Annotated in this window: 13 protein-coding genes and 1 pseudogene; 10 read left to right on the forward strand and 4 right to left on the reverse strand. The window is 62.1% G+C overall.

Annotation, left to right across the window (positions count from 1 at the left end; all coding sequences use genetic code 11):
* The first annotated feature begins 49 nt into the window (after positions 1-49).
* The 5 genes and pseudogenes from AC0IYN_RS27545 (at position 50) to AC0IYN_RS27565 (ending at position 5220) form a co-directional block, all read left to right on the forward strand.
* Positions 50-1161 (forward strand): annotated as a pseudogene (locus AC0IYN_RS27545) (LacI family DNA-binding transcriptional regulator).
* A 30-nt stretch (positions 1162-1191) separates the two neighbouring features.
* A complete protein-coding gene (locus AC0IYN_RS27550; RefSeq protein ID WP_457267638.1) occupies positions 1192-1974 on the forward strand; it encodes a sugar phosphate isomerase/epimerase family protein in 783 nt (260 codons plus the stop codon).
* Positions 1967-2908 carry a sugar kinase gene (locus AC0IYN_RS27555; RefSeq protein ID WP_406597405.1) on the forward strand — a complete coding sequence of 314 codons (942 nt, stop codon included), beginning with the start codon at positions 1967-1969 and terminating at the stop codon, positions 2906-2908. The genes AC0IYN_RS27550 and AC0IYN_RS27555 overlap by 8 nt, the downstream gene beginning before the upstream one ends.
* 45 nt (positions 2909-2953) lie before the next feature.
* A complete protein-coding gene (locus AC0IYN_RS27560; protein WP_406597406.1) occupies positions 2954-4246 on the forward strand; it encodes an MFS transporter in 1293 nt (430 codons plus the stop codon).
* Complete coding sequence (locus AC0IYN_RS27565) at positions 4243-5220, forward strand: NAD(P)-dependent oxidoreductase (RefSeq protein WP_406597407.1); 978 nt, start codon at positions 4243-4245, stop codon at positions 5218-5220. The genes AC0IYN_RS27560 and AC0IYN_RS27565 overlap by 4 nt, the downstream gene beginning before the upstream one ends.
* Before the next feature lie 131 nt (positions 5221-5351).
* Here AC0IYN_RS27565 and AC0IYN_RS27570 read toward each other — a convergent pair whose 3' ends face one another.
* The gene (locus AC0IYN_RS27570) at positions 5352-6977 is read right to left on the reverse strand and encodes a methyl-accepting chemotaxis protein (protein ID WP_406597408.1); all 1626 of its coding nucleotides are present in this window, start codon (positions 6975-6977) and stop codon (positions 5352-5354) included.
* A 235-nt stretch (positions 6978-7212) separates the two neighbouring features.
* On the opposite strand from AC0IYN_RS27570, the gene AC0IYN_RS27575 reads away from it, so the two are divergent.
* From AC0IYN_RS27575 to AC0IYN_RS27585, 3 genes are read left to right on the forward strand one after another with little or no spacing between them, the layout of a single operon-like run.
* Complete coding sequence (locus AC0IYN_RS27575) at positions 7213-8640, forward strand: nucleobase:cation symporter-2 family protein (protein WP_406597409.1); 1428 nt, start codon at positions 7213-7215, stop codon at positions 8638-8640.
* Between the two features lie 13 nt (positions 8641-8653).
* Positions 8654-9115, forward strand: coding sequence for an LEA/WHy family protein (locus AC0IYN_RS27580; RefSeq protein WP_406597410.1), 462 nt, complete (start codon positions 8654-8656; stop codon positions 9113-9115).
* A 5-nt stretch (positions 9116-9120) separates the two neighbouring features.
* Positions 9121-9666, forward strand: a complete 546-nt coding sequence (locus AC0IYN_RS27585; RefSeq protein ID WP_471844233.1) for a GNAT family N-acetyltransferase — start codon at positions 9121-9123, stop codon at positions 9664-9666.
* A 99-nt stretch (positions 9667-9765) separates the two neighbouring features.
* On the opposite strand, the gene AC0IYN_RS27590 is transcribed toward AC0IYN_RS27585, so the two are convergent.
* Entirely contained in the window at positions 9766-10692 is a 927-nt protein-coding gene (locus tag AC0IYN_RS27590) for a carbon-nitrogen hydrolase family protein (RefSeq protein ID WP_457239650.1), read from the reverse strand.
* A gap of 82 nt (positions 10693-10774) precedes the next feature.
* Here AC0IYN_RS27590 and AC0IYN_RS27595 point away from each other — a divergent pair, with 82 nt between their 5' ends.
* Positions 10775-11668: a LysR family transcriptional regulator gene (locus AC0IYN_RS27595; RefSeq protein WP_471844236.1), complete on the forward strand. Its 894-nt coding sequence runs from the start codon at positions 10775-10777 to the stop codon at positions 11666-11668.
* Here the strand turns inward: AC0IYN_RS27595 and AC0IYN_RS27600 are convergent.
* Positions 11661-11915 (reverse strand): hypothetical protein, encoded by a 255-nt coding sequence (locus AC0IYN_RS27600; RefSeq protein WP_003190904.1) that lies wholly within the window; start codon positions 11913-11915, stop codon positions 11661-11663. The two genes, AC0IYN_RS27595 and AC0IYN_RS27600, sit on opposite strands and share 8 nt — an antisense overlap.
* Positions 11916-12078: 163 nt before the next feature.
* Here AC0IYN_RS27600 and AC0IYN_RS27605 point away from each other — a divergent pair, with 163 nt between their 5' ends.
* Positions 12079-12399, forward strand: a complete 321-nt coding sequence (locus AC0IYN_RS27605) for an ElaB/YgaM/YqjD family protein (RefSeq protein ID WP_016979401.1) — start codon at positions 12079-12081, stop codon at positions 12397-12399.
* Positions 12400-12435: 36 nt separating this feature from the next.
* Here AC0IYN_RS27605 and AC0IYN_RS27610 read toward each other — a convergent pair whose 3' ends face one another.
* The gene (locus AC0IYN_RS27610) at positions 12436-13473 is read right to left on the reverse strand and encodes an Ldh family oxidoreductase (protein WP_406597414.1); all 1038 of its coding nucleotides are present in this window, start codon (positions 13471-13473) and stop codon (positions 12436-12438) included.
* Positions 13474-13633: the final 160 nt, after the last annotated feature.

Here is a 13633-nt window from a genome sequence, read left to right on the forward strand (position 1 = left end):
TCCTGAAACCGGTTTCAGTCATTCCAATAAAAACAGAAGGTCGATGACCGTGAGCACTTTTTCCGCCGCCCAGCGCAGCCGTGTGACCATGCTCGACGTGGCCCAATACGCCGGCGTCTCCAAAGCCAGCGTGTCGCGCTTTATCGGCGACGACCGCGCCCTGCTTTCCGATGCCATTGCCCTGCGCATCGAACAGGCCATCGAGGCACTTGGCTACCGCCCCAACCAGATGGCCCGTGGTTTGAAACGCGGCCGCACCCGCCTGATCGGCATGCTGGTGGCCGATATCCGCAACCCCTATTCCATTGCCGTGATGCACGGCGTTGAGACCGCCTGCCGCCAGCACGGCTACAGCCTGGTGGTGTGCAACACCGACCGTGACGACGCGCAAGAACGCCAGCATTTGGCGGCGCTGCGCTCGTACAACATCGAAGGGCTGATTGTGAACACCCTGGGTCATCACCTCGACCAACTGCTGGAGTTGCAACGGGAAATGCCGCTGGTGCTGGTGGACCGCAAGGTCGAGCCGCTGCACAGCGACCTCGTCGGCCTGGACAACCCGGCAGCGGTGCGCATGGCGGTGGAACATCTGCAACAGCAGGGTTATCGCGATGTGTTGCTGGTAAGCGAAGCCACCGATGGCACCAGCTCGCGACTGGAGCGTCTGGAGAGCTTCAAGGCCGAAATTACCCACCGTCCGACGATGACCGGTGCGGTGCTGGAACTGGATGACAGACTGCAAGCCCACCTGCAAACCTTTCTGAACAAGCCCGGCCCCAAGGCGCTGTTCTGCGCCAACGGCGTCGCCGCGCTGGCCTGCACCCGAGCGCTGAAAAACCTGGGCTGCCACCTGTTCGAGGACGTGGGCCTGATCGCCCTGGATGACCTTGATTGGTACCCGCTGGTGGGCACGGGCATTACCGCCCTCGCCCAGCCAACCGAAGCGATCGGCGCCAGCGCCTTCGACTGTTTGCTCAAGCGCCTGCGCGGTGACACCACCCCGACCCGCACTCTGGACTTCCTGCCACAACTGATCATCCGAGGCTCCACAAACCCCGTGTAGGAGCCGGCTTGCCGGCGATGAGGCCCTTGAGGCAAGCGTCCATTTCAAGGACGCCATCGCCGGCAAGCCGGCTCCTACAGGTTTTGGTTTGCGCATAAAAATGAAACCGGTTTCAGAGGTAAACAACAATGCATAAGTACCCCGTCTCCATCAGCCTTTCTAGTTACGGCGCCGACCTTGTCCGCCAACAGCGCCAGTTGAGTTTTGTCGCGCTGCTGGCGGCCGCCGGCGCCCAACGTATCGAGTGGCGTGAAGAATTGCTGACCACCGAGCAACCCCACGAACTGGCCGAGGCTGCGGCCGAGCATGGCCTCGAGTCGGTGTTCTCATCGCCCCTGGAACTGTGGGTCGCCGGCCGCGCCCAACCGAATGCCGAGCTGGCAGCGACCCTGGATCGTGCGCAGGCTTTTGGCGCACGCTGGCTCAAGGTGTCCCTCGGTTACTTCACCGACACCAACGACCTGGAAAGCCTGCATGCCCTGCTCAACCGCCACCCGGTCCGCTTGCTGGTGGAAAACGACCAGACCCTGCAAGGCGGCCGTATCGAGCCGATGCAACGCTTCTTCACCGAGGTGGAACGCCTGGGCCTGCCGGTGAAGATGACCTTCGATATCGGCAACTGGCAGTGGCAGGACCAGTCCGCCCTTACCGCCGCACGCCTGCTGGGCCGGCATGTGGATTACCTGCACTGCAAGGCCGTGGCTCGCCGCGCAGACGGCAAGCTGGTGGCCCTGCCGCCTGGCGCCACCGACTTGCATCTGTGGGAACAACTGCTCAAGCACATGACTCAAGGTATTACCCGGGCGGTGGAATTTCCGTTGCAGGGCGATGACCTGGTGGCGGTCACCGCGCAGCAAGTCGCCGCCCTCGCCCAGTTGGGCCAACCTCGTGCGGAGAATGCGCATGTCTGAGATCGATATCCTCTCGTTTGGTGAAACCATGGCGATGTTTGTCGCCGAGCAGACCGGCGACCTGGCGCAAGTGGCGCAGTTTCACAAACGCATTGCCGGGGCCGACAGCAACGTCGCCATCGGCCTGTCGCGCCTGGGCTTCAACGTGGCCTGGTTGAGCCGGGTCGGCAATGATTCCCTCGGACGCTTTGTGGTCGACACCCTGAGCAAGGAAGGCCTGGATTGCCAGCATGTGGCGGTCGACCCACTGCACCCCACCGGCTTTCAGCTCAAGTCTCGCGAAGAAGCCGGGGACGATCCGCAGGTGGAGTACTTCCGCAAGGGTTCGGCAGCCAGTCACTTGTCCGTCGCGGCGATCAGCCCCGCGCTGCTGCAAGCCCGACACCTGCACGCCACCGGTATTCCGCCAGCGTTGTCCGAGGCGACGCGCGAGCTGTCCTTTGAGCTGATGACGCAGATGCGCAAGGCCGGGCGCAGCGTGTCGTTCGACCCCAACCTGCGCCCCTCGCTGTGGGCCAACCCACAGACGATGATTCGCGAAATCAACGCCCTCGCCGGCCTGGCCGATTGGGTCCTGCCGGGCCTGGGCGAAGGTCGCTTGCTCACCGGCTTCGATGACCCGGCCGACATCGCCGCGTTTTACCTCGACCAGGGCGCCGAAGCCGTGGCGATCAAGCTTGGCCCCGACGGCGCTTACTACCGCACTCACATGGACCAGGGCTTTGTCGCCGCCGTGCGCGTGGACAACGTAGTGGACACGGTCGGCGCCGGTGACGGTTTTGCCGTGGGCATGATCAGCGCCCTGCTGGAAAACCTCAGCTTCCGCGAGGCGGTACAGCGCGGCAACTGGATCGGCAGCCGCGCCGTGCAGAGCCGTGGCGACATGGAAGGCCTGCCCACTCGTTCAGAGTTACCCAGTCGATCCGTTGCCTAACCCATTACCTGTTGCCACAACTACAACAAGCTCAGGAGCAACTCCATGGACACCGCGAAACTCGCCACCCGCCGTTGGTGGTACATCATGCCCATCGTTTTTATCACCTACAGCCTGGCCTACCTGGACCGCGCCAACTACGGTTTCGCCGCCGCCTCCGGGATGGCCGAAGACCTGATGATCACCCCCGGCATGTCGTCATTGCTGGGGGCGCTGTTTTTCCTCGGTTACTTTTTCTTCCAGGTGCCGGGGGCGATCTACGCGCAAAAGCGCAGCGTCAAGAAGCTGATTTTTGTCAGCCTGATCCTCTGGGGCGGCCTCGCCACCCTGACCGGCGTGGTCTCCAACGCCTACATGCTGATCGTCATCCGCTTCATGCTCGGCGTGGTCGAAGCGGCGGTGATGCCGGCCATGCTGGTGTACCTGTGCCACTGGTTCACCCGTGCCGAACGCTCGCGCGCCAATACCTTCCTGATCCTCGGCAACCCGGTGACCATGCTGTGGATGTCGGTGGTGTCGGGCTACCTGGTGCAGCATTTCAGCTGGCGTTGGATGTTCATCATCGAAGGCTTGCCGGCGGTGCTGTGGGCGTTTATCTGGTGGAAACTGGCCGATGAGCGTCCAAAGGATGCCAAGTGGCTGAGCGATACCGAGAAACAGGACCTGGAAACAGCGCTGGCCGCCGAGCAAGTCGGTATCAAAGCGGTGAAAAACTACGCCGAAGCGTTCCGTTCGCCCAAGGTGATCATCCTGGCCCTGCAATTCTTCTGCTGGAGCATTGGTGTGTACGGCTTCGTGTTGTGGCTGCCGTCGATCCTCAAGCAAGGCTTGCAGATGGACATGGTCGAGGCCGGCTGGTTGTCGGCGTTGCCCTACCTGGCCGCAGTGATTGGCATGCTGGTGGTGTCCTGGGGCTCGGACAAGCTGCAAAAACGCAAACGCTTTGTGTGGCCACCGCTGCTGGTTGCCTCCATAGCGTTCTACGCGTCCTACGTGCTGGGTGCCGAGCACTTCTGGTGGTCCTACACCCTGCTGGTAATTGCCGGCGCGTGCATGTACGCGCCTTACGGTCCGTTTTTCGCCATCGTCCCGGAAATCCTCCCGGCCAACGTCGCCGGCGGCGCCATGGCGCTGATCAACAGCATGGGCGCCCTCGGTTCGTTCGGCGGTTCGTACCTGGTGGGTTACCTCAATAGCAGCACCGGCTCGCCCGGCGCCTCGTACCTGTTGATGAGCGGTGCGTTGATGCTGTCGGTGGTGTTGACGATTTTCCTCAAGCCCGGCGCCAGTGATCGCACGCCGGTGCCCACCCTGGAGTTGAAGGTAAAGACCTCATGAAAAAGTCTGTCGTGTTGTACAAGAAACTCTCCGCGCCGCTGATGGCCCGCCTGCATGAACAGGCTGAGGTCACGCTGATCGAAGCCCTGGACGAAGCCGGCCTGGCCAAGCTGCGCGACGCCCTGCCCACGGCCCAGGGCCTGCTGGGTGCCAGCCTGCGCCTGGATGCCAAATTGCTGGACCTTGCGCCCAAGCTGGAGGCCGTGGCCAGCGTGTCCGTGGGGGTCGACAACTACGATATCGACTACCTGACAGCGCGCGGCGTCCTGCTCAGCAACACCCCGGACGTGCTCACCGAAACCACCGCCGACACGGGCTTTGCCTTAATCCTGGCCACCGCCCGCCGCGTGGTCGAGCTGGCCGACATGGTACGCGCCGGCCAATGGAGCAAGAACATTGGCCCGGCGCACTTTGGCACCGACGTGCATGGCAAGACCCTCGGCATCATTGGCATGGGCCGCATCGGTGAAGCCCTGGCCCAGCGCGGGCATTTTGGCTTTGGCATGCCGGTGATCTACCACAGCCATTCGCCCAAGCCGGCGGTAGAGGCCCGTTTTGGCGCGCAATACCGAAGCCTGAACGACCTGCTGCAACAAGCCGATTTTGTCTGCCTGACGCTGCCACTCACCGCCGAAACCGAGAAGCTGATCGGCGCCGAACAATTCGCACGGATGGGCCCGGAGACGATCTTTATCAACATCTCGCGGGGCAAGGTGGTGGACGAAGCTGCCTTGGTGGAGGCGCTGCAACAGCGCACCATCCGGGCGGCGGGGTTGGATGTGTTCGAGCGGGAGCCGCTGGATCACCACTCACCGTTGTTGCGCCTGAACAATGTGGTGGCCACGCCGCATATCGGCTCGGCGACCCATGAGACGCGGGAAGCGATGGCCCAGTGTGCGGTGGACAATCTGTTGCAGGCGTTGGCCGGTGAACGACCGAAGAACCTGGTGAACGCCAACGCCTGGAACCGCTGATTCCTCACACACCACAAAACCAATGTGGGAGCGGGCGTGCTCGCGAATGCGGTGTGTCAGTCGATAGACTCCTTGACTGATCCACTGCATTCGCGAGCAAGCCCGCTCCCACAGGTTGACCTCATTTCAGGTCAGATAACGAACCGCGCCACCATCCCGTTCAAATCCACCGCCAGGCGCGACAGTTCATGGCTGGCTGCGCTGGTCTGGTTGGCACCCGCCGCCGACTGGGTCGCCAGGTCGCGGATGTTGACCAGGTTGCGGTCCACTTCGCGGGATACCTGGGCCTGTTCTTCCGAAGCGCTGGCGATCACCAGGTTACGTTCGTTGATCAGGCTGATGGATTGCGTGATCTGCTCCAGGGCAACGCCGGCGGCGCGGGCCATTTCCAGGGTGGTCTGGGTGCGTTGGTTGCTCTGCTGCATCGATTGCACAGCTTCACCGGTGCCGTTCTGGATACCGGCGACCATTTTCTCGATTTCCTGAGTCGACTGCGCGGTGCGATGGGCCAACGCCCTCACTTCGTCGGCCACCACCGCAAAGCCACGGCCAGCTTCACCGGCACGCGCGGCTTCGATGGCGGCGTTGAGCGCCAGCAGGTTGGTTTGTTCGGCAATCGCGCGGATCACGTCCAGAACCTTGCCAATGTCGCGCCCCTGCGTGGCCAGGCCTTCGATCATTGCGGCGGTGTTTTGCACGTCCTGGGTCATGGTCTGGATCGCACCGACGGTTTCCATCACGCGGTCGCGGCCTTCGCGCGCGGCCTGGTTGGACTGCCCGGACGCTTCGGAGGTCGACACCGCGTTGCGCGCCACCTCTTCCACCGCCGCCGTCATTTCATTGACCGCCGTCGCCGCCTGGTCGATTTCATTGTTCTGTTGCTGCAAGCCTTTGGAGGCTTCTTCGGTCACCGCGCTCAACTCTTCCGCTGCTGAGGCAAGCTGCGTCGCCGAGCCGGCAATGTGCTGGATGGTCTGGCGCAGATTAGCCTGCATGGTCGACAAGGCGCTGAGCAAACGCGCAGGTTCGTCCTTGCCATCGTCTTCGATCAGTTTGCTGAGGTTGCCACCGGCAATGGTTTCGGCGACTTCCACGGCCTTGCGCAGCGGCGTGACGATACTGCGGGTGAGCAGCCAGGCCAGCAATACGGTGAGCAATGCGGCGGCGACCGACACGCCGATCACACCGGTGATAGCGCCCTGGTAGCTTTGCCCGGCTTCATCATCGGCTTGCTTGGCGTCGGCCGCGTTGATGGCGATCAGTTTGTTCAACTGCTCGCCCATCTGGTCGGTACCGTCCTTGATGCGGCTGTTGATCAGGGCACGCATTTCATCGACCTTGCCCTGCTTGGACAGCGCCAGCATGTCGGCCTGGGCCTTGAAGTAATTGTCCAGGGTGGTGACGAACGTCTTGTACAACGCCGCTTCCTCCGGGCCCGCAGGCAGCGCCGCGTAGCTGGCCTGGGCGCTCTTGACCTTGTCGGCGAGCACGCCCATGCGGGTTTCAGCTTCCTGCAGGCTGGCGGGCTCGCGGTTGACTAGCACACGGAAAGACAGGATGCGCAGGCGCAGCACGTTTTCTGTGATAACGGCCAGTGACGTCACGCTGGGCAGTTGAGTCAGGCTCATGTCCACCGAAGACTGGCGGATCTGCGTCATGCGATTGACCGCAAACACCCCCAGTAAAACCACTAATAACGCAATGAACGCAAAACCGAGAAACGCTCGAGGAGCAATATTCAACTGGCGGAGGGACATAAGGGGGTGCTCTCAGAAGTAGTGTTTGCGAGCGTCCCTGCTGCGAAACGATCTGTCAGCGTCAACGCGCTGCTCGGACCTTGGCCACCACTGTTGTCATTGATTTGTGGGCCTATCCTCGGTATCGGCAGGGTCAAAGGTTTCCCACAGGGCATTCATAAATATTTTTTTACACTTCTGACGACCGGAGGTTTCTGGCATCCTGCGCCTCCATTTTCTGACCCGAGCCCGTATTTTGTCTGACGCTCAAGCCCCCCGCCCGCGCTATAAATCCGACCTGATCTACGGCCTGGAAGATCGCCCGCACTTCACCGCGGCGATTTTTGCCGCGTTGCAGCATGTGTTGGCGAGTTTCGTCGGCATCATCACCCCCACGTTGATCGTCGGCGGTGTGCTGGGCCTGGAAAGCGAAGTGCCGTACCTGGTGAGCATGGCGCTGTTTGTGTCGGGGCTCGGCACCTTTGTGCAAGCGCGCACATTCGGCCCGATCGGTTCGGGGCTGCTGTGCCTGCAGGGCACGAGTTTTTCCTTTATCAGCGTGATTCTCAGCGCGGGGTTCATGGTCAAGTCCCGGGGCGGCGGCACCGATGAGATCCTCTCGACGATCTTTGGCATCTGCTTTTTCGCGGCGTTTATCGAAGTGGTGCTCAGCCAGTTCATCGGCAAGCTGCGCAAGCTGATCACCCCGGTGGTCACCGGCACCATCATCACGTTGATGGGCTTGTCTTTGATCAAGGTGGCCGTCACCGACATGGCCGGCGGCTTTGGTGCCAGCGACCTCGGTGCCGCCAGCAATATGGGCCTGGCCGCACTGGTGCTACTGACCATCGTGGTACTTAACCGCTTCAACAACCCATTCCTGCGCCTGGGCTCGATTGTGATCGGCTTGACCCTGGGCTTCGTGGTGGCCTGGCTGATGGGCCGTGTCGACATGGCGGCGTTGCCCCAAGTGCCATTGATCAGCGTGCCGGTGCCGTTCAAGTACGGTTTCTCGTTCGACTGGGTGGCGTTTATCCCGGTGGCGGTGATCTTCCTGATTTCGCCCCTGGAAGCGGCCGGTGACCTGACGGCCAACTCGATGATTTCCCAACAGCCGGTCAAGGGCCCGCTGTATATCAAGCGCATCAAGTCCGGCCTGCTGGCCGACGGCCTCAATTCGGCGATGGCCGCGACGTTCAACAGCCTGCCGATGGTGACCTTCGCCCAGAACAACGGCGTGATCCAGTTGACCGGCGTGGCCAGCCGCTATGTGGCGTACTTTATCGCCGGGCTGCTGGTGCTGCTGGGGCTGTTCCCGATGATCGGCGCGGTGCTGCAACTGATGCCCAAGCCGGTACTGGGCGGCGCGACCCTGATCATGTTCGGCACCGTGGCCGTGGCCGGGATCAAGATCCTCGCCGAAGCCGGGCTGCACCGACGCAATGTGCTGATCGTGGCGATCTCCCTCGGCATGGGCCTGGGCGTTGCCGCCGTGCCGGAAGTACTGCGCGACCTGCCAAAGGCGCTGCATAACATCTTTGAATCGCCAATCACCGTGGGCGCGTTCTGTGCAATCCTGCTGAACATTTTCCTGCCGGAAGAGTTCATAGAACTGGAAGAAGATGAATTTGATCCGGAGTCCTCTACCCTCAAAGTGATGCAGGACCCGGACGTCACGAAATAGGAGCACTGTTTACATGCGCAAGCTCATGGTTCTATCGTTGTTGCTGCTGACCCTGAGCGCCTGCGCCCTGTTCCCCAACCGCGACCCGGTGAATATCAACGTAGTGGGCATCGAGCCCTTGCAAAGCCAGGACCTGGAAGTGCGCTTCGCCGTGAAGCTGCGGGTGCAGAACCCCAATGAAACGGCGATCGACTATAACGGCGTGGCCCTGGACCTGGAGGTCAATGGCCGGCCGTTGGCCTCTGGGGTGAGTGATCAAAGCGGATCCATCCCACGTTTTTCCGAGGCCGTGCTGATGGTGCCGGTGAGTGTTTCGGCATTTTCTGTGTTGCGTCAGACCCTGGGCCTGAGCCAGACCCAGAGCCTGAACAACCTGCCCTACGTGCTGCGGGGCAAACTCGCGGGTGGCCTGTTCGGCACGATGCGCTTTGTGGACCGTGGCACGCTGGACCTGCCGAATACCGTCACGTGGTAACCGCCATGCAACCGACACTCTTTACCGAGCGCCTGATTTTGCGCCCACTGACCCTGGACGATGCCGAGGGGGTCCAGCAGCAATTTCCTCACTGGGACGTGGTGCGCTACCTCAACGCCCTGGTGCCTTGGCCCTACCCGGCTCACGGCGCGCGCACTTACCTGCAAGAAGTTGCCCTGCCCGCCATGGCCCGTGGCGAGGAGTGGCACTGGTCGATCCGCCTGAAAAGCGCGCCCGGGCAGTTGATCGGGAATGTCAGCTTGATGGATGAGGTGGATAACAACCGCGGGTTCTGGCTGGGCCCACAGTGGCAGGGCCAGGGGTTGATGTCCGAAGCCAGCGCGGCGGTGACCGACTACTGGTTCGGCGTACTCAAGCGACCTGTGATGCGCGTGCCCAAGGCTGCGCCGAACCTGGGGTCGCGGCGGATATCCGAGCGCACGGGCATGCGGTTGATCAGGACGGATGTAGGCGACTTCGTCGAAGGCACATTCCCACGCGACATCTGGGAAATGACCCGCAAGGAATGGCTGGCCACACACCCCCTGTAGGCGCCGGCTTGCCGGCGATGGCGGCCAGTCAGCCACTGCATCTGTGGGCCGGTACACCGCTATCGCCGGCAAGCCGGGCGCCTACGGGGTTACCGTGTTCTAGTCGGTGATGTAGCGCACGCCTGGCTTGGCGCGTTCATCCACTACCAATTCGAAAACATCCGGCCGGGCGTAATGGCCCACCACGTCATAGTCGTACCGGGCGCGCACCAAGTCATCCGTGTTGATTTGCGCCGTCAGCAGCCCGGCTTCGCCCCACAGCGGCCCGGCGAGAATGTCGCCCATCGGGCCGACAATCACACTGCCTCCCGCGATCAATGGGCGGTCCGCCGGCCAGTTGGCCACTTCCATGCCCAAGGCTTCGGGCGACGCCTGCACCTGGCAGGCGCTGACCACGAAGCACCGCCCCTCATGGGCCACATGGCGCATGCTCACCTGCCACATCTCGCGCTCGTCCACCGTTGGCGCGCACCACACTTGCACGCCCTTGGCGTACATCGCCGTGCGCAACAGCGGCATCATGTTTTCCCAGCACACCGCGCCGCCGATACGGCCGACCGCTGCGTCGATCACCGGCAAGGTCGAGCCGTCGCCCTTGCCCCATATCAGCCGTTCGGTGCCGGTGGGCATGAGCTTGCGGTGCTTGGCCACCAAGCCACCCGTTGGCTCGAAATACAACAGGGTGCAGTAGAGCGTACTGCCACTGCGCTCGATCACGCCGAGTACCAGGCTGGCCCCCGTACGTGCGGACAGACCGGCCAATGCATCGGTCTCGACACCCGGCACGTCGATGGCATTGGCGAAATACCGTGCATAGGCTTCACGCCCTTCCGGCAGGCGGTAACCCAGTTGCGTACCGAAGCCTTCACCTTTGGGATAACCACCGAGCAGCGCCTCCGGCATGACCACCAGTTGCGCGCCGCTGCGCGAAATCTCGTCTTCATAGGCCAGGATTTGCGCCAGTGTTTCATCCTTGCCACCGGGCAAGGAACCGATTTGCAGGGCTGCCACTATTGAGACAGGCATCGTGATGACTCCGAGTAAGGGGGGTTGCCCATTCTCCCGCCAGCCTCGATCATGAATAAAGCCCTCCTCATGATTGAATGATATGAACCCAATCAATATCACCCAGGTCGATCTCAACCTGCTGAAAACCTTTGAAGCCCTGCATGACGAGTCCAGCGCCAGCCGCGCAGCGGTGCGCCTGGGCGTGACGCAATCGGCGATCAGCGCCGGTCTGCGGCGCTTGCGCGAGGTGTATGGCGATCAGTTGTTCGTGCGCACCGGGCGCGGCCTGGCGCCGACATTGCGGGCCAATCAGTTGAAGCCGTTGATCAGTGAGGCGCTGGACCGCTGCCGGCAAAGCCTGGCGTTGGTCAACCCGGATAACCAGCAGTACCAGGGTCGGTCGGTGGTGCTGGGGTTATCCGATGATTTCGAGATTGCCTACGGCCGCCGGCTGATCGTTGAAATCGCCCAGCGAGCGCCGAAGTTGCGGGTGATCTTCCGTCAGACTCACAGCCAGATCGTCGCCGGCGCCTTGCTTGATCGCACGCTGGACCTGGCGATCACCGCCGGTGGGTTCGCACACATTCGGTTGAGCCGCCAAGTGCTGGGGGAAGGTGATTATCGTTGCCTGGTTGATTCAGACCAGACACGCATCAGTCTCGAAGAATTCGTCGCACGCGACCATGTCTTGGTGTCTTCAGGCGGGTTTATCGGGATTACCGACGAAGGCTTGGCCGCGCAAGGGCTGAGCCGCCACGTGTGCGCGTCGACCAGCCACTTCGCCGCACTGCCCTTTTTGCTCAAGGGCAGCCAGGCGGTGGCGACCATTCCGGGGCACGCGGCGCAGGCCATCGCTGACATGACCGGCCTGCGTGTGCTGCCTTGCCCGCTGCCCCTGCCACACTACCCCGTGGAGCTGGGCTGGAGAACCCAGGCGCAGCTTGATCCGATGTTGCTGAAAGTCCGTGAGGCGATTGTGGCGAGCTTTATTTAGCCGCGGCCATCAACTTGTTGACCTCACTGCGCACCATGTTGGAGAACTCCGGCGGCGACATGCCGTCGAGTTCCGCGCGCACCCACTCGGCCCACTTGCCCTTGCGCTTGGCGCGCTCACCGAACAGGCGTGCCGCTTCGCCCTTGGCCTTGCCCAGGTTGGTTTGCCACAGGTCATAGAGACGGGACTTTTCATCTTCCAGCTCGGCGCGTTCGGCGAGGGTCTTGTTGGCCAGATTGAAGCTCATGTTGATTTACCTGCTGCACAAATAGGCGACATCTTACACTGTAGGTCGAAATTTCCTGATTTGGATTTCGCTCCAGACGCGGCGGCAGCAAAAAAACTGCAACTTTTGCCACACGCCGATACTCCATTGTTCACTGTCACATTCACTCGCAAGGAGTCACACAATGGCCCGCAAAACCGCTGCCCAAGCCGTCGAAGACCAGATCAAGGACCAAGCCTTCAGCGAACTCACCGCGCTGATCGAAGAGTCGGACAAACTGCTCAAAAGCAGCGCCTCCCTGGTCGGTGAAGAAGGTGAAACCCTGCGCGAGCAGGTCGCCATCAAACTCAAGCAAGCGCTGGACTCCGTGTCCAACGTTCGTGAACGCAGCAAGCCGGTGGTGGATGCCACCGAGACCTACATCGGTGGCCACCCATGGCAGACCGTCGCGATCTCCGCAGGTTTCGGCCTGGTCGTTGGCCTGCTGCTGGGTCGCCGTAACTGATCGAACCGGGCTGCGCCAGCACTGGCGCAGCCTGTCTTATTGCTCGACTAACTTACGCAGCCCTGCCAGTTCCTGCGCATCCACTTGGATGCCCTGCTCGTCCGAACGCACCCGCGTGCGATGACGTCGATCCCCCGGTAACCGTCGCAACCCCGCCGCATGCATCTGCCGCACCAGTTCCTGGCTGCGCTCGGCAAAGCTTTGCCCGGCGGTTTTGCTCGGGTCGATGACGATCAACAGCTGGCCGGTCCAGGGCGTACGCGCGCCGGGGTGGTCGGCCCAATTGAATTCAAAAGAGAAGTTGCCGCCAGTCAATGCCGCCGCCAGCAGCTCAACCATCATCGACAACGCCGAGCCTTTGTGCCCGCCAAATGGCAGCAATGCGCCGCCTTCGAGGATAGCCTTGGGGTCGCGGGTCGGCTGCCCCAGGCTGTCGACGCCCATGCCCGGCGGCAGCAATTCACCTTTGCGCGCAGCGATTTGCACGTCGCCGTGGGCAATTGCGCTGGTGGCCAGGTCGAACACGATGGGCATGCCGTCGGCGCGGGGTGCCGCGAAGGCGATGGGATTGGTGCCGAACAGCGGGCGGTCGGCGCCGTGGGGTACCACGCAGGTCATGCTGTTGACGACACTCAGGGCTACCAGGCCTTCTTCAGCGAAGGGCTCGACGTCCGGCCACAGGGCGGCGAAGTGGTGGGAGTTATGAATCGCCAGCAAGGCAATGCCGGCACTGCGCGCCTTCTGCACCAGCAATGGCCGCGCCGCTTCAAGCGCAGGCTGGGCGAAGCCATTGGCGGCATCCACCCGCACGAAACCCGACGCCACATCGGTGACCGTGGGTTCGGCCTTACCATTGACCCAGCCGCTGGCCAACGTGCTGAGGTAACCCGGAATGCGGAAAATGCCATGGCTGTGGGCACCATCGCGCTCGGCGCTGGCGCAGTTATGCGCCAGGATCTGCGCAACCGTCGACGACGTGCCGTGACTGACAAATATCGAGTGCAGCAACGCCACCAATTCAGCAAAGCCGATTGCAGTGACAGGGCTTTCACCAGAAAAAGACTGGGCAGGCATCTGAAGCTCCGATTTTATGATTGGAAGGGGCAAACAGCGTGAATCCAGCCCGCTGATTAAACAACGCAGCCTGCTGCCACTGTCAATCGGTGATTGATGCGTATCAGCTATGTACCCCCTGTCTCGAGCCAGTCGCACCTAGCCTGTGAGACCTTTTTGA

Source organism: Pseudomonas sp. AC112 (assembly GCF_979253545.1).